At 39.6% G+C, this 25,363-nt stretch carries 23 protein-coding genes; 4 read left to right on the forward strand and 19 right to left on the reverse strand.

Annotation, left to right across the window (positions count from 1 at the left end):
• Window positions 1-226 precede the first annotated feature (226 nt).
• On the forward strand, window positions 227-1,222 hold the full coding sequence (locus tag QFZ77_RS36770) for an aldo/keto reductase (protein WP_307448651.1): 996 nt from the start codon (window positions 227-229) through the stop codon (window positions 1,220-1,222).
• A 19-nt stretch (window positions 1,223-1,241) separates the two neighbouring features.
• On the opposite strand, the gene QFZ77_RS36775 is transcribed toward QFZ77_RS36770, so the two are convergent.
• The 8 genes from QFZ77_RS36775 to QFZ77_RS36810 all read right to left on the reverse strand — a co-directional run bounded on the left by QFZ77_RS36775 (window position 1,242) and on the right by QFZ77_RS36810 (window position 11,515).
• Complete coding sequence (locus QFZ77_RS36775) at window positions 1,242-1,649, reverse strand: winged helix-turn-helix transcriptional regulator (RefSeq protein ID WP_307448654.1); 408 nt, start codon at window positions 1,647-1,649, stop codon at window positions 1,242-1,244.
• Between the two features lie 617 nt (window positions 1,650-2,266).
• Entirely contained in the window at window positions 2,267-4,492 is a 2,226-nt protein-coding gene (locus tag QFZ77_RS36780) for a DUF5703 domain-containing protein (RefSeq protein WP_307448657.1), read from the reverse strand.
• A 275-nt stretch (window positions 4,493-4,767) separates the two neighbouring features.
• Entirely contained in the window at window positions 4,768-5,163 is a 396-nt protein-coding gene (locus QFZ77_RS36785; protein ID WP_307448659.1) for a nucleoside 2-deoxyribosyltransferase, read from the reverse strand.
• Between the two features lie 148 nt (window positions 5,164-5,311).
• Window positions 5,312-6,847 (reverse strand): eCIS core domain-containing protein, encoded by a 1,536-nt coding sequence (locus tag QFZ77_RS36790; protein WP_307448661.1) that lies wholly within the window; start codon window positions 6,845-6,847, stop codon window positions 5,312-5,314.
• A 782-nt stretch (window positions 6,848-7,629) separates the two neighbouring features.
• The gene (locus QFZ77_RS36795; RefSeq protein WP_307448664.1) at window positions 7,630-8,238 is read right to left on the reverse strand and encodes a hypothetical protein; all 609 of its coding nucleotides are present in this window, start codon (window positions 8,236-8,238) and stop codon (window positions 7,630-7,632) included.
• A 231-nt stretch (window positions 8,239-8,469) separates the two neighbouring features.
• Window positions 8,470-9,258 (reverse strand): hypothetical protein, encoded by a 789-nt coding sequence (locus tag QFZ77_RS36800; protein ID WP_171641387.1) that lies wholly within the window; start codon window positions 9,256-9,258, stop codon window positions 8,470-8,472.
• Window positions 9,259-10,033: 775 nt separating this feature from the next.
• Window positions 10,034-10,882 carry a stalk domain-containing protein gene (locus tag QFZ77_RS36805; protein WP_307448667.1) on the reverse strand — a complete coding sequence of 283 codons (849 nt, stop codon included), beginning with the start codon at window positions 10,880-10,882 and terminating at the stop codon, window positions 10,034-10,036.
• A gap of 237 nt (window positions 10,883-11,119) precedes the next feature.
• Window positions 11,120-11,515, reverse strand: coding sequence for a hypothetical protein (locus tag QFZ77_RS36810; RefSeq protein WP_307448668.1), 396 nt, complete (start codon window positions 11,513-11,515; stop codon window positions 11,120-11,122).
• Window positions 11,516-11,806: 291 nt separating this feature from the next.
• Between QFZ77_RS36810 and QFZ77_RS36815 the strand changes: the two genes are divergently transcribed.
• Both QFZ77_RS36815 and QFZ77_RS36820 read left to right on the forward strand, forming a co-directional pair.
• Entirely contained in the window at window positions 11,807-12,142 is a 336-nt protein-coding gene (locus QFZ77_RS36815; protein WP_307448671.1) for a PadR family transcriptional regulator, read from the forward strand.
• A complete protein-coding gene (locus QFZ77_RS36820) occupies window positions 12,139-13,494 on the forward strand; it encodes an FtsW/RodA/SpoVE family cell cycle protein (RefSeq protein WP_307448674.1) in 1,356 nt (451 codons plus the stop codon). The genes QFZ77_RS36815 and QFZ77_RS36820 overlap by 4 nt, the downstream gene beginning before the upstream one ends.
• Before the next feature lie 296 nt (window positions 13,495-13,790).
• Here the strand turns inward: QFZ77_RS36820 and QFZ77_RS36825 are convergent, their stop codons facing one another.
• From QFZ77_RS36825 to QFZ77_RS36870, 11 genes are all read right to left on the reverse strand, one after another.
• The gene (locus QFZ77_RS36825) at window positions 13,791-14,273 is read right to left on the reverse strand and encodes a hypothetical protein (protein WP_307448678.1); all 483 of its coding nucleotides are present in this window, start codon (window positions 14,271-14,273) and stop codon (window positions 13,791-13,793) included.
• 248 nt (window positions 14,274-14,521) lie between these two features.
• Window positions 14,522-14,713: a hypothetical protein gene (locus QFZ77_RS36830; RefSeq protein WP_307448681.1), complete on the reverse strand. Its 192-nt coding sequence runs from the start codon at window positions 14,711-14,713 to the stop codon at window positions 14,522-14,524.
• Between the two features lie 236 nt (window positions 14,714-14,949).
• The gene (locus tag QFZ77_RS36835) at window positions 14,950-15,450 is read right to left on the reverse strand and encodes a HEAT repeat domain-containing protein (RefSeq protein ID WP_307448683.1); all 501 of its coding nucleotides are present in this window, start codon (window positions 15,448-15,450) and stop codon (window positions 14,950-14,952) included.
• A gap of 171 nt (window positions 15,451-15,621) precedes the next feature.
• Entirely contained in the window at window positions 15,622-15,996 is a 375-nt protein-coding gene (locus QFZ77_RS36840) for a hypothetical protein (protein ID WP_307448685.1), read from the reverse strand.
• Window positions 15,997-16,214: 218 nt separating this feature from the next.
• On the reverse strand, window positions 16,215-16,670 hold the full coding sequence (locus tag QFZ77_RS36845; RefSeq protein ID WP_307448688.1) for a hypothetical protein: 456 nt from the start codon (window positions 16,668-16,670) through the stop codon (window positions 16,215-16,217).
• Window positions 16,671-16,801: 131 nt separating this feature from the next.
• Complete coding sequence (locus QFZ77_RS36850) at window positions 16,802-17,371, reverse strand: hypothetical protein (RefSeq protein ID WP_307448691.1); 570 nt, start codon at window positions 17,369-17,371, stop codon at window positions 16,802-16,804.
• A 242-nt stretch (window positions 17,372-17,613) separates the two neighbouring features.
• Window positions 17,614-18,960, reverse strand: a complete 1,347-nt coding sequence (locus QFZ77_RS36855) for a group II intron reverse transcriptase (RefSeq protein WP_373462709.1) — start codon at window positions 18,958-18,960, stop codon at window positions 17,614-17,616.
• Window positions 18,912-19,406: a hypothetical protein gene (locus tag QFZ77_RS38100; RefSeq protein WP_373462710.1), complete on the reverse strand. Its 495-nt coding sequence runs from the start codon at window positions 19,404-19,406 to the stop codon at window positions 18,912-18,914. Before QFZ77_RS38100 ends, QFZ77_RS36855 begins: the two co-directional genes overlap by 49 nt.
• 728 nt (window positions 19,407-20,134) lie before the next feature.
• Window positions 20,135-20,605 carry a hypothetical protein gene (locus QFZ77_RS36860; RefSeq protein ID WP_307448694.1) on the reverse strand — a complete coding sequence of 157 codons (471 nt, stop codon included), beginning with the start codon at window positions 20,603-20,605 and terminating at the stop codon, window positions 20,135-20,137.
• Window positions 20,606-20,659: 54 nt separating this feature from the next.
• The gene (gene lepB / locus QFZ77_RS36865; protein WP_307448697.1) at window positions 20,660-21,652 is read right to left on the reverse strand and encodes a signal peptidase I; all 993 of its coding nucleotides are present in this window, start codon (window positions 21,650-21,652) and stop codon (window positions 20,660-20,662) included.
• A gap of 616 nt (window positions 21,653-22,268) precedes the next feature.
• Entirely contained in the window at window positions 22,269-22,841 is a 573-nt protein-coding gene (locus QFZ77_RS36870; protein WP_307448699.1) for a GNAT family N-acetyltransferase, read from the reverse strand.
• A gap of 223 nt (window positions 22,842-23,064) precedes the next feature.
• Here QFZ77_RS36870 and QFZ77_RS36875 point away from each other — a divergent pair, with 223 nt between their 5' ends.
• Entirely contained in the window at window positions 23,065-24,330 is a 1,266-nt protein-coding gene (locus tag QFZ77_RS36875; protein WP_307448702.1) for an IS110 family RNA-guided transposase, read from the forward strand.
• Window positions 24,331-25,363: the final 1,033 nt, after the last annotated feature.

Here is a 25,363-nt window from a genome sequence, read left to right on the forward strand (position 1 = left end):
CATTAGACTTCATGCGGCATAAGTTTTTCATTTAGCGGCATCTTAATGCATGTACTTTCAAATTGATTTTCAGTTTATTAGAATTCAACCCGATAAAATCTAACTAAAAAACAAAGGTAACTTCAAAGTAACTATCTTAATAAATAGTGCCTCCTTGAAGGAATAACCACCTTATTCTATACTTTGTTTCATAACCCGAACGAAAAAATATTGAGGAGGAATACACATGCAATACAAATCATACGGTTCAGAGAATTCTTCGGTTTCCGCAATCGGTCTCGGCTTAATGGGAATGTCCGATCTTTATGGTCAGTCAGACAGAGTGGAGAGTATAGCAACTATTCACGAGGCACTCGAACAAGGAGTTACATTGTTTGATACTGGTGATTTCTATGGCTCTGGTCATAATGAGCTGTTGCTAAGCGAAGCACTGCAAGGTCAAAAGAGAGATAAAGCTTATATCTCAGTTAAGTTCGGAGCATTGCGCACTCCTGATGGAGGCTGGGGGGGATTTGATGCCCGTCCGGAATCCATTAAAAACTTTCTAGCTTATTCATTAAAAAGGCTAAATGTAGAATATATCGATCTGTATCAGCCTGCACGTGTCGATCCAAACGTGCCTATCGAAGAAGTTGTGGGTGCTATCGCAGACATGGTCAAAGCGGGATACGTTCGACATATTGGCCTCTCGGAAGCTGGTGCGGATACCATAAGACGCGCTCATGCTGTACATCCTATTACTTCACTGCAAATTGAGTATTCCTTGTTCAGCCGTGGAATTGAGGAAAAGATTCTTCCGACTTTAAGGGAGCTCGGCATATCCTTAACAGCTTACGGTGTTCTTTCACGAGGACTATTAAGCGGTACTTGGTCTAAAGAACGCAACTTAAGTCCTTACGATTTCCGCGGCTATGTTCCAAGATTTCAAGGCGAGAATCTGGATAAAAATCTGTCTCTTGTTGAAGCTTTACGTGAAATTGCCGAAGAGAAGCAAGTAACTGTTGCTCAGCTCGCCATAGCCTGGGTCCTCTCACAAGGGGAAGATATTGTTCCAATCATTGGCGCAAGGCGCCGCACATACCTCAGAGATGCCCTGGGAGCGTTAAATGTAAATTTGGCTCCTAAGGATCTGGAAGCTATACAAGCAGCCATACCTCAGGCTGCCGTATCTGGAGATCGATATTATGCTGAGGAGATGGCACATCTCGACAGCGAGAAATAAATACCCCACCGAAAAGGTCTCAGGTATTTAATCCTGAGATCTTTTCGACTTTATTTCCCTGTAGGTTCTGACTCATTATTTTTCGGTGATGTCCTCCCCAATCATACATAACATCAAATAATGAATCCAGTGTTTTACCGTATTTTGTTAATGAATATTCAACTTTGGGAGGCTTATCAGGAATAACCTTTCGCTGTAGCAAACCATCCTCTTCTAATTCACGCAGCTGTTGTGTCAACATTTTTTGAGAAATTCCAGGCAGTGCTCGACGCAACTCGTTAAATCGTTTACTCTCCTCGCTAATTTGCCATAGTAAGGATAACTTCCATTTGCCACCAATAACTCTCAGCGTTTCCATGACGTTAATATCGCATTCATCATCCAACTCATCAGTAACGACATTGCTGTTAGTAAAATCCTGATCCATATAAATGATCTCTCCCTTTAGATATGTACCATTCGTCTCTGCTAAATAAATAACTTTTTTATGGAAGCATGTTCAGTTCCTTCTCTTGCAAATCATAAAATGCCAACTTGTAATGAATTTGTTCCAAATAAACATAAGTTTGTCTCAAATTTTTTTCAACCTTTTCTTTATGCTTAAGCATCATTTGTTTACGAATAGATAAAGTGTTATTCCTTCCAAATAACAATCTACCATATTGCCTCTCATCTCCTTTAGAAGCATACCGTTAAACGCAATGCTCTACCTTTTCCCCTTTGAATTAGAGATAGCTCTTACTTTTTTTCTTCTTTTCAAAGCTTACAAACCGTTTTATCAGTCATCTTATCCAAACGAACAACTATTATACAAGGATTTTATCAACTATATTTTTGACCGATAAGACGCTTGACTTAGAGTTTACTCTATTAAATAATATGTAATCAAGCGCCAAAACGACTGGCGCTAATCTATCCAATCCAAGACAAATGTTTCGCTATAGTTATCCGTTAGTTGAACAGCCAATTATTTCCTCCTCGACCTCATTTGTCTGATGAATCAGCCGCACTTGTACCCGATGTCTCGTCCAACTTCCAATGACCTTACAAAACCTTAAATTCTGGTTGTATGACATCTACCAGACTGCTTGAAGGATCTACTTGCAATAGAGTTACAGCCCTATTTTCATAGATCCCCCTTACGGTAATATTACCTGGAGCATGTAACTTAAAATCTACATTCCACGAGGTTGGCCAGGATGGTAAAAGTCTTATTTCATTTCCGTTACTTTGCAAAATCATGGACTGCAAGGCGTTCATGCCCACACCACCATTATCCAAATCAGGCATCCAGTCATATTGTTTATTCCAAAACGAAGGGAAACTTACATCAGCCGTTTGGTTTGTTAAATGGGATATAACACCCGCCTTGGCAATGGCTGTTATTCCAAGTAAGGCAGCTTGTATGGCATCAGAACGCCAGCAGTTAAGTGCTTTAAATATACGATTGTTAAAAGATGTAATACCTGTATCTATATTCGGTTTCCCAACACCGTACACTTTATAGGGAAAAACAGCATAAAGTTCAGGGTTCTCAACGTTTTTCGTCTCTGTTGCATAGAATTCGGCTGGTTTAATAAATGTCGCTGAACCTGTTGTCCCAAGTGGAATTGGCGGCAAGTCATCCAAGCAGTTTTGCCATTCATCCCTTTGGGCTTGTGTTGTAATTGTTGTAGGTAAGGCAAGTAATTTGGACAGATTGTATCTAAGACCAGCTACCTCAGGGGTAGGATTGATAACATCATCCCAATACGTCTCCAAAGAATGAATGCCCTCGAACTTAATGATCCCATTCTCTCTCGTAAAGTGCTGATCAAAGAATTTTACTACTTGCTCAGCTATCGGAATAAGCGTATTGGATGCAAATGCTTGATCCTTCGTATAGTCGAAATATTCAAGCATCATTGCTGAAAGCTCTATGCCCCCCTGCCAATAATATTTGATATAATTATTCCTCGGCAAGTTACCCGGATTCGGTGTCGAACTACTGTTCAAAAAGTTATCATTAAGGTATAAGCCATAAAAATTGACTACTTCAGGAAAAAATGCACCTTCGTGGTTAAAATATTGTTGCGTGACGTCCTTTTGCAGATTGAGCATATTTGTATACATATTAAACAGCGGAAGCATCATATCATAATCCCCCGCTGCAAGCATTGGCCAGTACATATGTCTTGTATTCTGGAACCAGTAGCCAGGACCCCACTCCCTAAAATCTCCATTTACATTGTTGCCATCTTTAGTCATGTAATCGAAATTAACTATACCTCCGTTAAACTTAATTGGGTATTTCCCTCTGCCTTGGATGGCATCCATAAACCTTTGCAACAGGTAACCCCTTGTTACATTGGTTGCATCCTTATCGCCTGTTACAAAGATCCAACTCCTGTCCCAGAACGAATCCCACCAGTTCATATGGTTGGTACGCGCCGTTTCTATATCAGTAGCTTCAATATTGTTTATTTGGGTACTCAGCTGGCTTTCCCAAGTGGCTACTGTGTCTGTTTGGGCCGTATAGGGATAAATGGAAAGGACAAAATTAGTCCCGTTTGAACTTGAACGAAGAGTTGTGTTACTGATGGGAACCATATTGCTGCCTTTCAGAATAGCCCCAAATGTCAAGTTCATATAGGGGTCGGGGTATGTACTTTCATAACCGCTTAAGTTCTGAGCATCAAGAGTGGTTTGGTAAGGTGAACTGCTGTTCCTGTGATACCATAGCAATTCATTAGTTCTTGATAAAACCTGATCAGCGCTTTCCGAAGGTGTTGGTTGACCAGAATAAGCTATTCCGTAATAACTATGTTTCGTTTCAGGGGTCGAACTAATAACAGTATCGCGCCATATCTCTGTAGTGACATCCATCTGGAAAGGCTGTTGACCTGATGCCTCAACTCTGATAACAGCCTGGTTTGCATCCACCCAAACCCTGAGAGTAACCTGTTGGCCTGCCGGACCGGCGGTAATAAGGATCTCTCCTTGACGTAGTTTCAAGATCTGCGAGAAAGCATTACCTATAGCGAAGGGGTTAGGCGTAATTTCAACACGCACCCTGCCTAATTTTAATAGTCTGGACGCCTCGCTCCATGTGTCTGTTTTAGATATATAGAACAAGAGATCCCCATTACATTCCGTCCATACATTCAAGGCAATATCTCCATTTCCAATAGGCATTGAACCGGCTGAGCCTATTGTGCTTGGTTTAGTATAGGCAACATTGTAGCTATCCAGTTTTGCCTGAATGTCGGTATTAATCTTGGTTTTTAACATATTTTCCTCCCAATGGTGATAATGGAATATAAGAAGGAGCCATTGCTAACTCACATGTTATGCAATGCCCCCTTTCATGAATTGACTTTGATTTGTTGTTTTCTTAAATTTTACTAAACAGGTGTATGCATGAATAGGGAGTCAGAATAAAGATACGTCTCTTAAATTGCTTAACTCGACAAATGAAAGATACTAAATGCAATTTAAGTCACATAAATAAACTTGTTTATCATTATATTTAATCGGTCGTAAGTTCCGCTAATCTGCCCTTTAGTTTAATGATGCTGGTATTCAAGGCAGACAGAGTTTATCAAATCCCCTAACGAGCCAATCCGCTGTTCAACTGAATCAACATGATAAAACGTACATGTGTTTCCGATATCATTCAGTTCATTTGTTGAGGAGTATAAATAAATTTTCTTTCCAGCCCCCAGAGCAATTCCTAACTCAACATGACTCCCTTTTCCAGCTGGAAACATGACAATTACAACATCTGCATTCAAAACCCCTGCTACTTCTTCTTGACCTATGTTACGTAGTTTTGTTATGGAGTCTATGTTTGAATGAGTTGTCCAGTCGTAAGTATGTTGAAAACCACGGGCACTCAAACTCTCCGAGACTTGCCGTACATTTTCTATATTTTTGAGACTAGACGCTATGTAAAATTTCATATAATTCCCCCTGTTTCAACCTTCTAATCATTGCAGTTTTATATTAACACATATTGGAAGTATCCTGCCCGTTAGCTGAACAGTAATGCTCTTGATGGCTCTTTCGGGAATGAGATCAAGTTCTTGTCCCCCGACATGTATTATTATCTTATGTTATTATCAGAGTACCCGTATCGTCTGCACCTGAAGGCGGGTTAGCGCCGGCATTAAATTGTTTAATAATTTCATTTTTTAAATTACTCAAATGCGACCACTGATTGATCTCTAGTCCATTTTTGCCTCCTTCTTGGATATGCATGGAGGTTATTTTACCGGCTGTTTGACCATGCTCTGATTTTCGAAACCAGTGTGCATGAATTTCAATTTCGACTCCTTCAATATCGGCCTTCAAGAAGGCTGTTCTTGGCTGTGCTCCTTGATATTTTCCACCGGCATAGTGTACATCAGGTTGAAATACTTCCCATTCAATATCGTCTTCCGCATCTACAGTAGCAGCCAGACGAGTTCCTAGAAGATGAGAAGCTGGACTGTTATTTTTAATTTGCATATTATTGGCATAATTTAAATAAATATCGTTGTTCCCCCAAGATGCGGCGATAGCTACACGATCTGCCGCATCTTGGGAGTTAGCTGTTAACGTTCGCATCAATGCGCTAGCACTAAAAGAACCATTCCCAGCTTTTAAAACGTCTGCGATAATTTTTCGGCTTGGATTACTTGTGAGTCTTGTAAGAAGCGTGACCCACTCATAAGCTGTTGCGTCTTCCGGCATATTATTAACTGCTCTATCTATATCAGGAATATCAGCCACTGATTTATAGATCTTAGGCAATTCCGCGTTTACGGCATCTTCATCTTCCGTTCCATCACGTAATTTTTGTGCTATCTCTAAATTTGTTGGATCCTCAGGCACCGTCCCATCAAGTGCATAATCCACTTCATCAGGGGAGTATGCGTAATCATCATCAACCTCTATCCAATCGTCACCTTGTTGTTTAAATGATTCTGTAATCGTACCGGATTCATCGTACACGATGGCTGTCTTTCCATTGTCTGTTAATTTAACAATACTGCCACCGTTTAATTTATTGTACAGCTCAACATAGTCTGCTTGGAAAACTTCCCATGTCATTTCCTCCGCGCCTTTAAAAGCTTGAACGGTTTCTTGATCATAATCAATAGTGTGGTATGCGATTCGCTGTACGACGGGCATGAACTTACCTTGAGCCACTGTCATTGAGGCTTCTACGTTCTTGGATTCTTCGGGCATTTCAGGCGAAGGTCCTATATACATGGATGCCTTGCTACCCATTACATCCGCTTCCTGCTCCAAAGATGGATCATCATTTATGTTAGCCGCACTCATTGTAGGCTGCACTCTACCTTGTTTTTGCTGTACTACATGCCAACCTTCATGCGGTAAATGTTCTTCTTGACTAGGCCCGATATGAATCTGATTTCCCTCTGCATAAGCTGCAGCCTGTAGTTTCGCAGGCTTGTCTGAATTGTAATGAACCTTTACATCCGATAAATCAGTGCCTGATAAATGCTCTAGCCCTGATTTAAGATGGCTGGGCATCCCCGTACGATTCTCTTTTCTTTGGATCGGTGATTTAGTGGGGACATCCACTTTTGAATTGTTCGCGTATTTTGGAGGTCTTAGTGGTTGCATTTGAGAACGCATGAATTGAGCAACCGCTCTATTTCCTATGGTTCTTTGCAAATGTAAAATGTGGGATTGAGAAAATTGAACGGAAGGCTCAACAGGAACACTTTTCGTATCTGCAGTATTATTAATATTTGAAGTATGATCTGATTGCTTCGAAGTATTGCTGCTTTTAGAAAGTGAGTATGAATGCACGGGAAATCGCCACCATCTTTAAATTAGTTTTAGTTATGCAATATTATCTTTCCAAACTTTTTATTATAGTTCTTCTCTTTCAGATAGAATGTTGAATTTGATGTCATTCGTTATTGCGGTTTCGTCATAAATAGTTTCATCCATATTTATTTGAACACCTCATGCCATATAGTGAACTTATAAATTAATAATACCATTATTTGGAACCATTATGTTTTAGATCAATGAAATTGGGCAATAAAAAAAGCACTGGTTAGGGTGCTTACTTGAACGATTCGATCCAAGGATACTTGTTCTTGTCATTTTACGCTCCTCCACTCCTACCAGGGAAAAGAATTTCATAAACCTAGCTACGCCGGTTGAGTTGAATATGTAGTTCTCAGAGGGGATATAGCATTAGTAGTAGTTGCATATCATAATTGAATATTTCAAAAAAAGCCCCCGTTTTCAGAGTCCACTGCAAAAGCCTGACTGTTGTATATTTCCACTATACTGCCCGTTAGCGTAACAAAGGCAGCCGATCTTGCTGACCAGCTGCCTTCGTGTCATGATTGAACTATCGTGTCCCGTTAGCGTAACACTTGAACATACTTTTTTTGTTAATTTCACCCACCATGAAACACACCAATTACGGTTTCACCATCAACGTCATACAGCGGAATATCACGACCACCTGGCGATCTACTTTTCTGTATCGAAATGGCTTCCTCGGGTGATTTTGGTTGCTCACCGTCTATGTCTTTTTTCAGCACATATCCTTTTGTGCCATCCACACCTATAGCACTGATTAATTCAGGTTCCGTTTCTGGAGAGGTAGCATCTGTGGCAGAACCGTATGTCTGTCCGTTTTTATTTTTAGGATAGATCATATTCTTAGCGCCAATATGAAAAGAACCAATTATGCTTTTTCCATCAACATCATACAATGGGACATCACGACCAGGTTCACCGAGATAATCTTTTTTCAGCAAATATCCTTTAATGCCATTCACACTTCCTGCATGGATTAAATCAGGTAGCATTTCAACGGAGGTGGCTTCTTCAGAAGAACCGTATGTCTTTCCATTTTCATTTTCAGGATAGTTAGGAGGATTTGTGTGGCTTTGATTAATCGTACTTTTAGCATATGTGCTTTGGAATGCCATTGCACCTCCCACTACACTAACGATAAAAACAACACCAATCAATATTCTGATGCCTTTAGAATACATCATCACTTTGTTCACTCCCTAAAAGTTTCTCACACTTCACTCTATAGCCATTCGTTTCGTCCGTTCACTTCTTATACGACACCAAATTATGGAAAGTTTCGCTGAACTGCCCGTCCATCGGTTTAATCACCGTAATGTACCTAAACACAAAGTACAGTTTGACCACAAAATATACGCTCCGCCGCTAACAAAAACTGACACCAACCATTCATTATGGCGGTGTCAGCTTTTGGTTTACCCTATATTTTCTTCGGTGAATCCGTTAATGTAATATGCTTTGACAGTCCCATCTCTCAAACCAAAATACACAATGCTCATTAACTTCCCATCTGGCGACCAAGTAACGAAAACTTGCCCTTTTACATCTTGATTTTTAATGCCTTGTGTATCAACTGTATCTGACGTTGTTTCGAATTTGTAGCCGTTTTTCGGCAAAACATCATAACGCCAAACTTTCCATTCTCCGGTTACAGCGTCTGTTACTTTTGTATATTTATCCCCGAACATCCCCTTTACTTGGTCTATTGTCAACTGAACTTCCATCGGCTTTCTTACATCATTACCAATCGTTTCATTTTTAGCAGGTGTTTTAACAGGCTCTGTGACAGAAGTTGTGGCGTTTTGTGGTTGTGCTTTCATACCTTTTAGTATTTCTAATTGTTTTGAATAAAGTTCAATAAGTGCATCGAGGTTTTGAGGTTTAGCATCCGTACCAGTTGTCGGTTGCAAGATAGCCACCTTTTTAGAATTATCCCAATCAGTATCAAGGTTTAGGATGTTGGCAATTTCACGAATAGGTACATATTGAGTTCCTTGATAATTAATACTTTGAGGAAGTCCGACCTTATCGCTCGCACCAAAGTAATTATCGCCCTTCAGTGTATCTCTGTTTTCATCAGCAAGGTGATAAGCAAATGGAACAACCTTGGCTTCTAGTTTGTATTCAGAGAACTGTGCCGCATAAACAGCAGTAGTAGTTATTAAAGCAACACCACATATCAAGCCAACAACCAACTTCTTCACCGTTATCAACTCCCATTGTTTCTCTTTTATTTACAGACGCTTGGTGCAAGTACAAAGTTTCGTATCCTGGGAAGTTTTTACTTTCCACAATACGTATTCGCCATTTATGAAACTTATGGGGGCATTGAGAACGAATTTTCAATAAAACAAGTACATCATATTGCAGAAACCATTATTTCACGTAGATAATCATTCATAATACTTCCACTCGAAACATAATTCCGTGTTTTGTTATGTCCCGTTCCTGCCCTAGCATAAAATAGCCGTTTTGCCACCACGCTCTACTGCCCGTTAGCTTAATGACCCGACCAGTCTAATACTTATTTCCTAGGCTACGACCAAGCCCCTGTAATGAAGCTGTGGCGAGTATGATGGGCATAAAAAAGCACCATCTAATAATGATGCTTGATGGTGTAGCACCGCGACATACTATATGGAACTTCTCTTTTATATGAACCCTGATTTCAAGTTCTTCGAGTGAACCATACCTTATATATAAATTTGCCTTCAGACTAAACTTTGTCAGCATGAGCATGGAATCGGTCTATGTTAGCTAAGTAAAAAGTAACACATATGCGGCTTTCTCGTCAGGAGTTGTATATCCATCAAACGCACCCATATTTATGTCATTGCTTATAGAATGCCCTCATTCTTCTGCCTCCCAAAGAGTATCAAAAATCATGGTGTCTTGTTTACAGTTTGATTCATGCCAAATGGTACTCAAATTAAACCTCCTTCAAAAAAACCTGAACCTCTCATGAAATCCATGTTTTATTTACTTATTTGATTGTATTTCAATTTTTACCACTGAAGCTTGACCAGGGTAACTTAGAAAGGTAATACCCACTGACCATGCCTTAACCTGTTGACCAATGGATAAGTCGCTAAATACCTGTAACTGTTTACTATCCTTTACAACTATTTTTCCATCTTCAGTTAAAGTGACCCAAGTCGCATCTGGATTATCACTATTCCCTACCTTGTTTTCGTGATTTTCAATAAGAACTTTTTTATTGACCTTATCAGTTTTGATGATTTCGCCTATAATATTGGCTTCTTGTCTACAACATTGAATAACTTCAAGTTTCAAGGGAAACTCCTGACCAACAAATTTAAACAGTGATTTTTTAATTGAATTTATTTCTTCCCCAGACAGATTTTTTTCAAATTCACCAAACTTTCTAATCTCTACTTCGAGATGTTCTTGAGTTGAACCAACAGACATTAACCTAATGGAATATGTTCGCCCTAATTCATCCCAGTAATTTCTTAACTTTTCCTGAATTACTCGCAATTCTTCACTCGTAAATTCTTTTTGTTTTGTGGTTACACTTTCACCATTAGCAGATGTTATCGCAATGGTTTTCGTAGCCTCATTCCACTGGACTTCTCCGCCTGTTGCCTCAACTACTGCTTTAACTGGAAGATACGATGTGCCATTAAGAATGACTGGAGTTAGTACGACACCATCACTGTCTTTGGGTACCCAAGCGTTATTATTGAGTGTAAATTTGAAATCATGGTTTAAGTATGCCTGGATGCTTTCCACACCTCCTGACGCATAGCTGGTAATCCCAAATGCCATAATGCAGGCACTTATAACCGCAATTTTCTTCCATCTCATTTTTATTCACCTTCCAGAAATATTTCTTTTTCAAGCAATAATCAAGGAGCAAGATGCTTCAACATTAATACGGTAATTGCTGGGAAATGTTGCATCCATGTTGAAGAATCCTGCCCGTTACTTAAACGGACAACGGCAGCCAATCGTGTGCTGGCTACCGTCGTGTTGGTTATGGAACTATCGTTTCTTCGTTAGCGTAATGTACTTGGATTGGATGAGGACACTATCTTCTAATCATCAACCTATTGCAGCCAGTAAATCATCCTTGTCGTCTTTTTTCAAAAGAGTCACATTGCTTTGTGTAACCCTAAATTTCCATAAGCTACTCACTCTTATATCATTCACCTTATAGTTCCAATCTTTGATAAGGGTAACTTCGTATGTTTCTTTATCAATCAATTTAACACTCGTTGTTAACTTTAAATTGGTTGTATTTCCATACATACCACCTATCGTGACCTTCATATTTCTGCTTCCATTTCGTTTTGGAAAATCAACAAATAAATGTGGGTCATTTAACTCATGTATCTTGGCTAAAGTATATTTTACGGCATCCGATTCACTAAACGAGTTACTGCAAGCTGCTGATACAAATAAGCTAATAACAGTAATAATATACAATGCAATTTTCATTTAGTTCATCCCTTTCCATACACTTTCACTTTTCTATATGTATGGACAGAACACTACATTTAAAACATTTGCATGGAATATTCACTTTCTACAAAGATGAATTATTTAACTATACTGCCCATTAGCCATCCATGCATCCCTCGAACTGCACCACAGAGCATGAAAGTTTATTCGTTCTTTCATGGTAGTAGATTGCACTTTTTTCTATTATTTGCCAAAACAAAAGTAATTCGCTATACTAATACCTAGATAATCGATGCATAAGTAAACTATACATAGAAAGGAGCATTTATGAAAATTAGCAAGGAACTTATGAAAGGTAGTACTATCATCCTAATACTAACGCTTTTGAACCGTAAGGACATGTATGGGTATGAAATGACCAAAGAGATGGAAACGCACACAGACGGTGTTTTTACCTTGAAGGAGGGGACTCTGTACCCCATTCTTCATTCCCTTGAATCAGATAAATACGTGGAAGCCTACTGGAATGAGAAGGATGGCCGAAAGCGAAAATATTATCGTATTACAAAGAGCGGCAAAGATGAACTCAGACTTAAAATGGAGGAATGGACGCTGTTTCGCAGCACTGTCGACCGTGTTATAGGGGAGGGCTGCATGTTATGAATCCGATTCGATATCAGGAAGACGTCAAAGAGTTCTTGAAGCAGGTCTGCTCACATATTCGAGCTAAAGAAGTTCATCATGAAGTGCAAATGGAGCTGGAGGGTCATTTACAAGATATCATTGAAGAGAAATTAGACAGAGGGATTGCGTTAAATACCGCCATAAAAGAAGCGATCACCCAGATGGGAGCTCCCGAGCTTATCGGTGCTCAGTTTCATAAGGTACATCGCCCACGGACTGATTGGAAGCTGCTTGGGCTTCTGTCCTTCTTCATACTGTTTGGGCTTGTCGCCGTTTTTACCGCTCAGGCTTCACTTGTCCAGCATCTAGGTTTCTCTTCAATTGGATTGAAACAAGTCATCTATGTTTGTGTTGGCGGACTTCTTATGCTTGGAATCCGCTTGTTCAATTATCAGAAATTAGCATCCTATTCCTGGGCCTTATATATCGGTACGCTGATCTTACTGGTTTACTCCATAGCTACAGGTTACCGAATAAACGGCATGGATGGCTATTTGCAATTGGGTAGATTCGTCGTGAATGTTGTTTCCATTTCTCCTTATTTGTTTCTATTGTCATTAGCGGGAATTTGGACGGATAAACCTACTAACAAATTAACTGAATCATGGATAAAGTCAATTGCGCGGTCGCTGTGGTTGAACTTGGGTGTTCTTTTAATACCGTGTGTCATTTTCTTAAAGGTACACTCTCTCACGGATTTTATCTTGTTTTTCTTAGGATCTGCTTCAGTGCTTCTTACGCTAAAGAAAAGACGCAGCATTCTAATTACACACGTGAGCTCGATATTCGGTTCCGCAATCTTTTATTTGTTAACCTCGCGCCATCGATCTAATTCGCTTGATCGCTGGATGGCCTTTTTAAAACCCAAAGAAGATACACAAGGGTTTAATTATGTACTGACACAATCCAAAGAAGCCATCGCATCCGCTAGCTGGTGGGGACATGGCTATGGTACTCCCTTACCTACTTTACCTGAACTTCATTCCAATATGATGTTCGCCTTTTTGATCTATTGCTTCGGCTGGATTGCCGGTATTCTCATCTTCCTGATGGTTATCCTATTTATTTTCCATTCCTTGCAAATCAGCGGCAAAATCCGAGACACTTATGGGAAAGCCCTGCTTTCAGGACTACTCACACTATTCGTGATCCAGTTTATTTGGCCTATGCTGATGTCTTTCGGTTGGGCACCTCTAAGTGCTTTCTCACTTCCCTTTGTCAGCTATAACGGCACGCTTGTCATCTTTCAGTTTGCAGCCATCGGTCTAATTCTTAGCGTGTATCGGCGTAAGGATTTACTAGGTGTACAAACAAACAGACAAACCCAATAATTGGAAAACAGCGTCAGCTAGGGACGAGAAAATAATTAAAGTCCTAGACTGCCGCTGTCTTATTAAACGATAGTTCTTCGTTGAACATGCTACCGATTAGCCGGAAGCCTGTTGTCGTTGTACTATCGTTCTCCGTTAGCGCAATGACTTATGATACGGTTCACCGCGCTGTCTTTAACGGCAAGTATTGAAAAAGCCATTCCTTAGCAGGATGACTTTTCCTATGCAACCATGTCGTAATTTAACTAACGTTTTCCGGTAGAACACGGGTAATCTTTAAAATAAGACATGTTCTCCTAGTCCCGGTTTACTCCGAAGGCAAATGTTTGTTTATACTTTCTGCCTTGAATTTTTATACCGTTTTTAGTTGTTGGTGAATCCTCCCAAGATATAACAATCTCTACTTGATCAGCTTTGACCGATACTGGAAAATTTTTATGTTGAAATGCAACCTTTCCATGTTCAACAATTCCAAGGGGATTCGAAAATAGTCCATATTTCGTGGGCGAATTTGGATCATTCCTGTACGCCTCAACTATTACGTTATTTAGTGTTTCACCGGTATTTGTTATTACTAAACTATACATATTAGCAATATCAGACTTAGGTTTTGCCATATCCTTTTCGTCCAAAATGGGATTACCAATCTGAACCGACCATTGTTCTGTACTTTTTATATACGGATCTGGCACTTTGAGTTTTTGAGCTTCTACATTGTTTACTAAATTAAACGATAAGCAAAAAAACACAAGCATAAAGCAAATTATTTTCTGATACATATTTAACCTCCATTTACTTTTCAAATATAACTTTAGTATGGTGTGTGGGTTAAAAAATAATTCCTAAAAAAGTAAACTCCAGAAGTATGATTCATCTATTGTAATTACTGCAAATCAACTTGAAGTAACCTGCCCGAAAGTGAAAAAAAGGCTGCATTGTCGGCAGCCTCAAGCGAGCTATCGTTCCCTTTGACGAGAACCAAACTTCATCGGATACTAATTGTCGGGGTACATTGGCAGATGACATTTTATTCTAAGTCATTTCGGGGATGCGGATTAATCGGCGGATATAAGAATTGATTATCGAATTGATTATCTTTCTTCGGATCATAATCATCAGGATTTTGGTTTTCATCTGGCATCTCAGCAGCAGTCATAGCCGACATAGCTTCAAAGCTCACGAAGTCTTCGACTTCATCAAACTGGTTGTTTTCTGTCATTGCAAGTCTCCTTAAGGTGGATTTCATTACTAGGCAATTATTCGCCTCATATTTACTTTTTATTCAGGAATTCAAGGAAGCAAAGTCCCCCGTCTGCACAATAATTTAGTTTATTATTACCGCTTGATTCCTTTTCCACTAAACTGCTAACGAAACGAGGCTGCCGTTTGCCGGCAGCCTCGTTTCGTTCTGTTTGAGCTAAAGTTCCCCGTTAGCGTAATAAGAAGTATAGTTGATTATATCTTCTTGAGGGTAAATAGCCTTTCTAATGTATCTGAAAGTATCTCATGTTGGCGTTCTACTTCGTTTATTCCTTCCTTTACTTTTAGGATACATCTTAATAATACTTCATCCGATACCCCTAAATTAATCTCTTCAATCAGTTCATTTGCTTGAAGTTGGACCTCAAAATTGCCTGTTATCAAATGGTAAACCAGTGTCTCTAAATGTGGAGAACAATCAAATGGTTTTAGTGCAAACAACAAAGTACCTCTTGCTCCCAATGTTTTTGGGTGATTTATCATATCTATCAGAGGTTCAACGGCTTTATCGTTCCCAATATCACTTAACGTAATTGCAATAGAATTTCTCAAGATATTATTCTCAGTGCTTTTTAAATATTCTATAAGAAGAGGAATGGCCTCTTGTAGTTTATTTCTGCCTATCTCCTCAAACATACTTTCAACTGTATCCATGTTGTTACTTACTATTGCTTCTCGTAATAAATCTAAATCCACGATTTTATCCAGCCTCCTTATGTCAGTTGTACGATTTTTATTATAACACTGCATTTTGCTGTTCTAAACTCCCGTTGCTCCAACTGATAACGGCAGCCGATCGTGTGCCGGCTGCCGTTGATTGTGATTGAACTATAGTTCCTCGTTAGTTGAACGCCGAACTAACTTCAATCACGTTTCCTTATGAATAATTTTATATAAGCCATATAACAGCATCACCAACACCACTAGCAATATTGCTTCAAACAGCAAACCTTTAAATCCAAAATAATGTTGGCTATAAACGGATACCACAACAATCGCTGTTATCGATATATTTAAAAAAGTTGTTGACATAAAAAGACTTCCTGACGTTATGATTCTGCGGATTTTACCTGCTATGATAAGGGTAAACAATAGTGCCACTAAAAATATAACATCTGGGGAATTTGTCTCTAATTCATTTTTGTGAAATCTATAGCCAGTAATCGCTAAAATCAAAATTGTAATTGCAGGGATGAAAATGATGTTTATCCACCTGAATGCCTTATTCCAAAATCCATCCATAAGAACTCCCTTATAAATTTTTTATATATACATTTTCACCATATGTTATTCAATTATTCTGCCCGATAGTTGAACAGGCCGCCGATGAAGAAGCCGGCAGCCTGTTCGTCATTGTGCTATCGTTACCCGTTAGTTGAATAACCTTTTAGCTAAATATATACAATTATTATGGAGCTATAGGGACACGATAGCTTAATCTTCCTCTTTGATAATTCTCCCTAATGCAGTTTAATCGTTTCTTTATCTTTTATAGATTCATTAATAAGATCGAGAACCTCAGATGTTACATTCCAATAATATCCGTTACTATCTTGCCAAATTTGATTCCCTACATTCCACAAGCTACCACCATAAGTAGAATTAGTTTCTTTATTAATTCCTTCTTGTAATAGAATTTTTGGCATCTGAGAATATAACTCGCCTGGTGGAAAATTGTTTTCTATTTTTGTTGTTTTCTTCATTTTAGACATTTCATTTAAAATTTTTTCAAGAGGTTCTTTGTTGTTAATTTGGTAGGTATCAGTTGATGTATAAACAATAATATCTTGGATTTTAGATTTCCTTATTGTAAAACCGTAAATATTTATATATAACATTGTGTACAGCAAATAGCCTATTGCAATTAAAACTATTGGAATTATTATGTATCTTTTCTTATTGAATTTCATTTTCATTGAAACTTCCCCATCTCCTTTCTTGAAGTATTCGTGAAGTCGATCAAACTATCCTGCCCGTTAGCGCAGCAAAGCTGCAGGTCATTCTCGCGGCAGCCTCTAGATGTTTGTTATTGAATTATCGTTCTGCGTTAGTTTAATAAACGTTTCAAATGTGCCAGGACTTGAAACCCGACATATTGTTCAGGTTTAGGATACTTCCATCGATAATAACAATTCCAATAACTCACCACTCGACTCTGAATTGTTCGATAAAGTTTGGGATTTTCATCTACAAAAATTTTTATGAAGTCTGCGTTTAGCAGTGAACGATTTTGATGGATAACCTGTAAGATCTCCTCTACATATTCACCGATTATGAGCATCAGATAAGCTGTTATCCAAGAACACTCCGCTGCCTTGGCGATTGCATTTTTTACATTCTTTTCCCGTACATAGCCGTTGTGGTGGCGTGTGTACAGGGTATAAAGAATGGTTTGTTGATCAACCGTTAGAGACGAAATTTGTGACTGGGGAGGTTCATCATAATAAATTCGAGACGGAATATATAGAGCTTCCTCCGATAGTCTCAGTTCCTCAAAATAAGAAAAAGTAAGATGTGATTCCTGGGGAATAATGTCCAACACCTGCCGTACGTCTTTGTTTAAATCACGCGGGAATGCCCTGACTAAATCGTATTTATCTTTTTCTTCACTATCCACTGAATCACTTCCTTGAACTACTTATATTAAACCCTTCTGCCCGTTTAATGAGGCTGCCGATCAATTTCGCGGCAGCCTCACTTTGTAGTTGAACTATCGGTTTGCAATAGGTAAGCATTTGATGTTATCTCCAGCTTTTCCCCTGCTCCACACGGAGCGTACGAGTTTCCCAGTACTCCGCGTTCCATCTAATTGAATTTATTAAATCATAACTTCCTCGTTACTCATTGATTTGGGATATGTTAAACTGGTTTTAATGCATATTTTTCACGGTATTTGTTGATCTGAATCATCATCAATTCCGTTAAACCCAGTTTATTCTTGAGTACGTCAATCGTCTCTTTTTGTGTTTGAAGGATAAGTTGCCCGACCTCTTTGTGGAGGATGCGCAAATTGTTAAACTTGTCGGTTCCACCTGCGTGGGGCGGGATATAGTGGTGGCAGTGAACATCGGATGCGAAGAGATACATGCCTGTAATTTCGCATTTCCCCATCTTCATGCTGTACCGACTAATTCCATTATCCATATATTCAACACTTTGATTCGGGATGCTAGATTTCGTTAGTAAGTAAATTTCCTGACGTAAATCTGGTCGAAGCTTTTTGTGTATTTGCTCTCTGCCTGCTGTGGTAAAGAGCGAGAGCCCTGTACTGAAGCCCATCGTATTCTTTGTTTTCACATTAGCCAGAGGATATAAATAAACATCCGCTACTTTGAAAGTCCTGTACCCCAAGCTGTAAAATTTACTGTACGTTGGCGGTGGGTTTGCAGGGTGCTCGTATTTCCCGATTTGTTTGAGACGATTGTACATGAAAGCTCGCAGATCGTAGGCAAGACGTGAGAACGCAACACTAACATGTGTTGCCCGATTGAAATAGTTGTGAATTCCTAAAACAAAACTGTTGAACCGCGCAGCGTTTAGAGCGGTTGGCGAAGTCCTCATTTTGAGAATGTGTTTCTTAGCTTCGCTTTTGATTTTCTGTCTCTTGCTCGCTTTTATGCCCGTATGTGCCACTCGTTTTTGACCCTTTTTGTTTGCTCGGATTGTAAATCCAAGGAACTCCGACTCTCGTTTTCGCAGATTGATGATTTGTGATTTCTCTGGTGAGACGTCGAGTTTCAGACGGTCTTTAAGATACAGAACTACCGCATGATACCACCTCTGGGCAGACTTCCAATCGCGACAAATGATTTTGAAGTCATCGGCGTAGCGCACCAGATAGCCTTCTTTCAGACTAGAGCGTATTTTCGCGCGCCTTTCTCCCTCCCTAGATTTGAAAGGTTGTGTCAGGGGAAAGAGTTCCCATTGACCAGCCACCCAATGATCGAGGTCGTTCAGTACAATATTCGAGAGCAGTGTTGACAACACCCCCCCTTGAGGTACTCCTTTTGAAGGTATCCCTTCCCCCTCGATTTCCGCTTTTAGCATTTTAGAGATGCATGCTAGAACCTTTCTATCTTGAATGCCCATGTTCCAAAGTTGCTTCACGAGCAAGGTATGGTTGACGTTGTCGAAGAACCCCAATATGTCGATGTCGACTACATAATGCATCGACGCCTGATTGATGAGAAATTGGACTCTTGCCATGGCATGGTGTGTCGATCGAAGGGGTCTGAAACCATGCTATGATTGTAAAATTGGGCTTCAGCTATGGGCTCAAGGACTTGCTTGAAGCACTGTTGAATGATGCGGTCGAGGATGCATGGGATGCCAAGCGGTCTCATTTTACCGTTGTCTTTTTCGATAAGCTTCCGTCTGACATTCTTGGGGCGATAGTTTTGCAGTCTGTTTTGGATTTCACTAACTAATTCGTATTCGGGTCGTTGTTCGATGTCTTTGATGGTTAGTCCATCTGTTCCTGGTGTCTTTGATCCTTTATTGGACTTCATCGTACGATAAGCCAACAAAATATTTTCTCTCGATGTAATGATCTCATAGAGGTGTGAAAATTTTTCTTTGTTTGCTGATCTTTCGTACAAATCCGTAAAAGATTCCGTCATGCCGTAATACTCCCAATTTCGTAAAGCTTGCACTGTGGCACCCCTCCTAAATGAAGCGATGTCCCCACATTCCTACCTGATCGGTGCAATTCACGTATGGAAAATGATCATTCTTTTCAATTAGACTTGGGGCTGTTCCTCCACCTCGATTACAGAGGCTTCATCAGTCGTGCCCCTGCCCTCACAAGGATAAATTCATTTCGGCAAGTGCCTTATTGCAACCGTTTCGGGTAACAGCCCTTCCTGCAACGTCCCTTGTTTTCCAAGTCCCTTACAACTTAGCTATCCGTTCTGAACTTAGGTGCTTCCTCTAAGCCTGTGAGATCGATGCCACCATTGTTCGGCATAGCGTATTTCATAGAGAAAATTTTTACTTTACGCCTCTCACCCATCGTTTGATGGTACATACGTTTCCGCATGCTCTAACTGTAGACCTGTACATTCGGAAGTTCGTCAGTTCGCTTCTGTGCGAGCATTCTCACCATATTCAATCTTTCAGCCACGCGACATATCCGTTGGCATACCTTTTCCATTCGAATGGCTCCAGCCTTCGTTCTGTCGGATCTACCTGAACTTCACACCTTATATTCTGTTAAACATGACGCGTGCAGGAGTATTGGCGGGATGGTTCCAGGATACATGGTTCCGTCATTCCCATCCTCGGTTGTAAAGTTAAGATTATTACTCTTGTAATCTCCTGCTTTTCACGCAATTTGGCGCTTATAGCAGAACTTGTCGTACTTTCTCCGTTAGTTTAACAATCACTCCGTTACAACCTTGACATTTTCTCTAATGTCTAATTTCTTATTGGGTACAACCTGGTCAGTATATGTAAATGCTTGCTTATAAACATCTCCAGTTGTAGCATCAACAATTGCACAAATTTCATTGTCTGCATAATCATCACCATCGTTTGGATGTGGTGACTTCATTGATACTATATAGGCAGGCTGTTTACTTATATTTACTTCTTTACCTTTAAAACTGACCAAATGGTATTCAATAATTACTTGACTTACATTTCCACCTTGAATATAAGTCTTTTTTGCATTTTCAATTGCAGTTTTTTCATCAATTTTAGGTTTGCTTGTCGGGGGTTCTAAGTAAAGTCCATCTGGTAACTTTTTAATATCAAAATGCGTTTTTCCATTATTAAAAGATGTAACCTTCGATTCATTCGAACATCCCGCAAGTAAGATTAATACTGACACAAAAAACAAAATATACTTCATAATAATTCCCCTCCAGTACATAGAATTCATCCTTCTACTTGTTAATGTATAAGCTTAATTTACATCAACTACAATACTACCAAAATACCTATCCCCAATGTATGCCTCCAACCTCCATAAACCTGGAGTAGGAATGGTCATATTCGAAGGCGGAACAGATGCATCGGCGGATCTAAATGTACCGCTTAAGCCACCCGCAAAAAAAACAGTCCTGCGTTGTTCTTCACCCTTTTTTACAGCGATCACTTTGAATTCGCCCCGTAAATCATCGGACTTCCCCCAAAAGAACCAAAAGTTTTGATAAGGTTTGCCTGCAGTTAATGAAATATCAACAATAGCTAACTTACCTATTTCCCCGCGAAGTCTGGTGGATTCCTTTTGCCCTTCTGAAGCCATTTCAAAGGTGGGACTAGCTTCCCATTTATGTTTCTCTATATATCCGAGAACCTTACCCTTGATTTTATTCGTTTCAGTGGAACCGAACATCCGACTGTCTACACTTCGAAACCAATCATCACCAATTAGATATATGTGGTCTTTGGGTACCTTAATCTCATCTATATTTATGTTTTGTAAGAAATCCAAGGCATTTTTCACATTGCTGTTGTTTGGTTCATTATTCATGAATTGTTTTAATTCCTCGGTATCGTTACCTAAACGATGTGCTTTTCCATAGAATGTATCAAGTTTTTTGCCATTAATATATAACTGACCGGCATTAATGCTTACCTGTTCACCTGGAAGCGCTACAACTCTTAAAATATCAAACTCAGGGAGCTTACTGTTTTCTCTTACGCTCTCTAAATATACAACGTCTCCCCGTTTTACATCATGATTGTTATAATAAGCTGGATCAACTACGAGCTCCTCGTAATAATAATCATGATGCCCACGATCCATGTTATCGGAACGATGGTAATATATCTTATAATTCGCATTTACCGGAACTCTTTGAATAGTCGGAACTGTGTCAGTATCGGTAACAACTTTTTCTGAGCAGCCTGATAAAGCGACTAGCATCAAGCATAATATAAACAATGTCCGCATAATGATCCCTCCTGTTATTAGTTTATCCTCCATCCTACAATACGAGATCAATGAAATGGAACATTTTTGTGAATTGTTGAAGAAATTGGAAGAATTACAGAAAAAGAGCTAACTGCGTCGGCGTTTAGCTTTCTTTCTGTGATTCTTTAGTGGTGATTGTCTAGCGAAAGAAGGCTCTGCGCGGCGGCCAGTTTCATAATTGAACTATCGTTCACAGAGGGAGCTTAATGTAATCTGGAACTTGTACACTATGTTCTTCAATTGAACCATCCGTAATAATAATTGCACTTTTGTATTGGATAGTCCAAACCGCTGATTTTTCATCATAAATCACATTTTTGATAACAAGTATGTTTACACTTGAAATATCCTTATTTATGAGTAGTGCTTTACGTATTACTTGATCTTGAGACAGGGTTGCTTTTTCAAGTTTTTGTATGTAGGAATTAGCGACCTTCGATGCTTTTCCCTGAGCTGGGTATGACGCAGTTATGGCACCGAGCAAATCTGCCCGTTAACGTCACGAAGCTGCCGATAGTGCCGGCAGCTTCGTCCATTGATGTTTATTCAACTATAGTTTCCGTTAGCTGAATGACATGACTTGGAAGTGTTTTGCTTATAAATCTAAATACCATATGAGTTGAACTTCATCCTTCGCCTCACTGTCATTGTAATATGCATATTCGTCAATCTTTCCTAATACAGCGCCTTGTTTATGATAGAATCTACATCCTGGAACATTATTATTTTGTGATTCAATTTTCATTTGTTTTAGCCCTTTGAATTTAGACCACTCTACAGCCATATGGAATAACGTTGTACCAATGCCTTGTTGCTTATAACGATCATTGATTCTGATATCCCATAACACACTTATATCATCCCTACCGTCAAGCATTTGAACATTCTTTGTTTTTGAAACCACTGTTGCTGCACCGATGGGTAGTTCATCATCAAACGCCATAAAAAAAGCCCAATTTGTTATATCAAATTTCTCCTTATATTTTTTTGCTTCTTCGTATAATCCTAGATCTTTAATATAACTTTCAACAGGAACTTCTTTTAGTAGAATTCCCCCTAGACCATTATCATTTTTTATCAAAATGAATTTACTTTTTACATGAACAAGCATAGGAACACTATCATATTTGTCAAAGTATGATTCATCAACCTCTTTGTATGTAATCATTTAGTGCCTCCATTTGAATTATAGTTTCTAAGTCAACCCAACAATTGTCTATTTTTTCTTGTGCTTTGTCATGGTTCGGACCCATCGCCGCGTTATCGTTTCCCGTTAGAATTCCTGTGGAACGAATAATTTGGAGTTTGAATAAAAAAGAGCGCCTCTGTACGATGGGAGTACGTAACGGGTCTACAGCCCTTAAAATCCCACATCTGGAGGTCGCTCTACTATGAAGTTTAAAGCACAAGATAAACAAAATCAACTCATTGAAAACATTACCTCTAATCACCTTATTGTCGGTGTAGATATCGCTCAGGAGACCCACGTTGCTAGAGCTGTTAATTTCCGTGGTATTGCTTTGGGTAATCCACTGGAATTTAGTAATGATGAAGTCGGCTTTCGATCTCTTGATCGCTGGATCCGAGACTTGCTAGCTTCGTACAAGCTAAGCCAAATAATCGTTGGTATGGAGCCAACAGGACATTACTGGCTTAGCCTTGCACATTGGCTTAAAAATAACCAGATTGAAGCTGTGCTCGTAAATCCTCATCTAGTTAAAAAGAACAAAGAAAACCGCGACAATACACGATCTAAAAGTGACAAAAAGGATGCACTTGTCATTGCAGACATGGTGAAAAACGGCTACTATTCCCCTGTCCGTTTTCATTCCGCTGAATACGAGGAGCTGCGGGTCCTTATGGCAAATCGAGAGACCGTTGTTAAACGCCTTGTAAGCGCAGTGAATCAAATCCATCGCTGGGTCGACATTGTGTTCCCTGAACTTAGACAAGTCTTTAAAATCTTAACTTGCAAAGGTGCATTGCTAACTCTTCGGTTGTTTCCTCTCCCCGCAGATCTATGTAAATTAGAGCCTACCGATGTGATCACGGGATGGAAAGCGTCCATGAAACGACACTCCGGTGTCCGTAGGGCTAAGTTGCTCATCGATCTTGCCAAAAAAACCGTTGGTTCTACCCAGGCATCACACGCTTACAAACTCCATCTTAAGCATCTTCTTGAAGAGTATGACTTAGCGAACGCACAGCTTCAGAGAATCGAAACTGAAGCCAAAGCCGTACTTGAACGAATCCCCTATGCAGGCAAAATCCTTGCCATAACTGGCATAAGTGCTATTGCATTAGCTGGTGTTTTAGGGGAGTCAGGTGATCTCAGCGGTTATATCCACGGAAACACACTGCTGCGTCACGCAGGCCTTAATCTGACCGAGGCAAGCTCTGGGAAATGGAAGGGTCAGATGACGCTCAGTAAACGAGGACGGCCACGCCTCCGACACTACCTCTACCTAATCACGATGTGCATGGTTATGAATAACAAAGAATTTAAGGCTTTGCATCAACATAATGTTCAGGTAAAAAAGCTGAAAAAAATGAAATCAATTTTGAAGTTATGCGGAAAGTTGGCTCGACTTTTAGTAGGTATGGTACGTAGTGAAGAAGCATACAAACCAGATAAAGTCTTTGCACTAGCAGCTTAAAAACATTAAACCTGTTCACGCAAGTTGGTATATTCGCAGGATTACAAAGAAAACACGGAGTATCGGGATACGTTACGCAAAAGGGCTCAGACCCGTTCCGTTAGAAAAACCGGCCTCCACCCCTTAGATAGATGTAACGAAGGAATGAGAGGGCTTAGACCCGTTGAGACATGGGAGCGAAAATCGCTAAGGGCACCGTGGAGAATACGTGCAGCATATGGAATTAAATGGGTGTGGTACCCTCACCTCTATTCCCGCACGCCTTCTAATGGGTCCGCATAATAACCCCTGACTCTCTTCATTCTTCTAACGAATCCAAAAGGGATGAAATCCTGCGAATACACGAGCTTGCGTGAGGAAATTAAATCATACCGAGGGAGCGTAATTCAGTTGGTAGATGAATGAACTTGACGTTGAAATATTCTTAGTTGCGAAATTTTCTTTAAGTTTATGCTTTAAATACGGGCTAATTACGCCCATACAGTAATCCCAAATCGCTTTTTCATTTTCTACGGAATATTGGGTGCCTTTTGGTTTCTCCTCTTTCTTATTTCCGAAAAACTTACCTTAAACTCCTTCTACTTCCTTGGCCGTTGCCAGATACACGGTCGTGGCGGCTCCCTTTTCAGGTTTAGACATGAATGGGAGTGCGATTTTAAAAATTAAATTGTTGATGAAGCCTTTGTCGTTATCTTGTACAAATCGAGTTGCAACCGCACCTGGGTGAAGAACGTTTGCAGTTTTTTCTTAATGCCTTTCTTCTTCAATTCAGCTGCCAAATGCCTTATGACCCAAATGATATACAATTTAGATGCGGCATACGCTCTCGATGAAGTATAGCCTTTTTCCAATTGTAAATTGTTGAAGTCTGGTTTGCTTGCTATTTTATGTGTTGCAGAAGACGTATTAATTATCCGAGCAGAAGTTCTTTCGTAGTTTCTCTGTCTTTGCTGAATATTGCACCTGCATTATTAATCAGTACATCAAGTCGATCATATTTCTTCTTGGAAATCCTCAACCATACGTTGAATGT

It is taken from the genome of Paenibacillus sp. V4I3, from assembly GCF_030817215.1.
Classification (GTDB): Bacteria; Bacillota; Bacilli; order Paenibacillales; family NBRC-103111; genus Paenibacillus_E.

Excerpts from the sequence above, each read along its gene's own strand:
- QFZ77_RS36860 (WP_307448694.1), bottom strand. The coding sequence starts at position 20,605 with ATGAAGTATATTTTGTTTTTTGTGTCAGTATTAATCTTACTTGCGGGA.
- lepB (WP_307448697.1), bottom strand. The coding sequence starts at position 21,652 with ATGCGGACATTGTTTATATTATGCTTGATGCTAGTCGCTTTATCAGGC.
- QFZ77_RS36870 (WP_307448699.1), bottom strand. The coding sequence starts at position 22,841 with ATGATTACATACAAAGAGGTTGATGAATCATACTTTGACAAATATGAT.
- QFZ77_RS36820 (WP_307448674.1), top strand. The coding sequence starts at position 12,139 with ATGAATCCGATTCGATATCAGGAAGACGTCAAAGAGTTCTTGAAGCAG.
- QFZ77_RS36790 (WP_307448661.1), bottom strand. The coding sequence starts at position 6,847 with ATGCGTTCTCAAATGCAACCACTAAGACCTCCAAAATACGCGAACAAT.
- QFZ77_RS36785 (WP_307448659.1), bottom strand. The coding sequence starts at position 5,163 with ATGAAATTTTACATAGCGTCTAGTCTCAAAAATATAGAAAATGTACGG.
- QFZ77_RS36805 (WP_307448667.1), bottom strand. The coding sequence starts at position 10,882 with ATGAGATGGAAGAAAATTGCGGTTATAAGTGCCTGCATTATGGCATTT.
- QFZ77_RS36825 (WP_307448678.1), bottom strand. The coding sequence starts at position 14,273 with ATGTATCAGAAAATAATTTGCTTTATGCTTGTGTTTTTTTGCTTATCG.
- QFZ77_RS36845 (WP_307448688.1), bottom strand. The coding sequence starts at position 16,670 with ATGAAAATGAAATTCAATAAGAAAAGATACATAATAATTCCAATAGTT.
- QFZ77_RS36780 (WP_307448657.1), bottom strand. The coding sequence starts at position 4,492 with ATGTTAAAAACCAAGATTAATACCGACATTCAGGCAAAACTGGATAGC.
- QFZ77_RS36830 (WP_307448681.1), bottom strand. The coding sequence starts at position 14,713 with ATGACAGAAAACAACCAGTTTGATGAAGTCGAAGACTTCGTGAGCTTT.
- QFZ77_RS36770 (WP_307448651.1), top strand. The coding sequence starts at position 227 with ATGCAATACAAATCATACGGTTCAGAGAATTCTTCGGTTTCCGCAATC.
- QFZ77_RS36855 (WP_373462709.1), bottom strand. The coding sequence starts at position 18,960 with ATGGCAAGAGTCCAATTTCTCATCAATCAGGCGTCGATGCATTATGTA.
- QFZ77_RS36815 (WP_307448671.1), top strand. The coding sequence starts at position 11,807 with ATGAAAATTAGCAAGGAACTTATGAAAGGTAGTACTATCATCCTAATA.
- QFZ77_RS36840 (WP_307448685.1), bottom strand. The coding sequence starts at position 15,996 with ATGGATGGATTTTGGAATAAGGCATTCAGGTGGATAAACATCATTTTC.
- QFZ77_RS36795 (WP_307448664.1), bottom strand. The coding sequence starts at position 8,238 with ATGATGTATTCTAAAGGCATCAGAATATTGATTGGTGTTGTTTTTATC.
- QFZ77_RS36875 (WP_307448702.1), top strand. The coding sequence starts at position 23,065 with ATGAAGTTTAAAGCACAAGATAAACAAAATCAACTCATTGAAAACATT.
- QFZ77_RS36775 (WP_307448654.1), bottom strand. The coding sequence starts at position 1,649 with ATGGATCAGGATTTTACTAACAGCAATGTCGTTACTGATGAGTTGGAT.
- QFZ77_RS36810 (WP_307448668.1), bottom strand. The coding sequence starts at position 11,515 with ATGAAAATTGCATTGTATATTATTACTGTTATTAGCTTATTTGTATCA.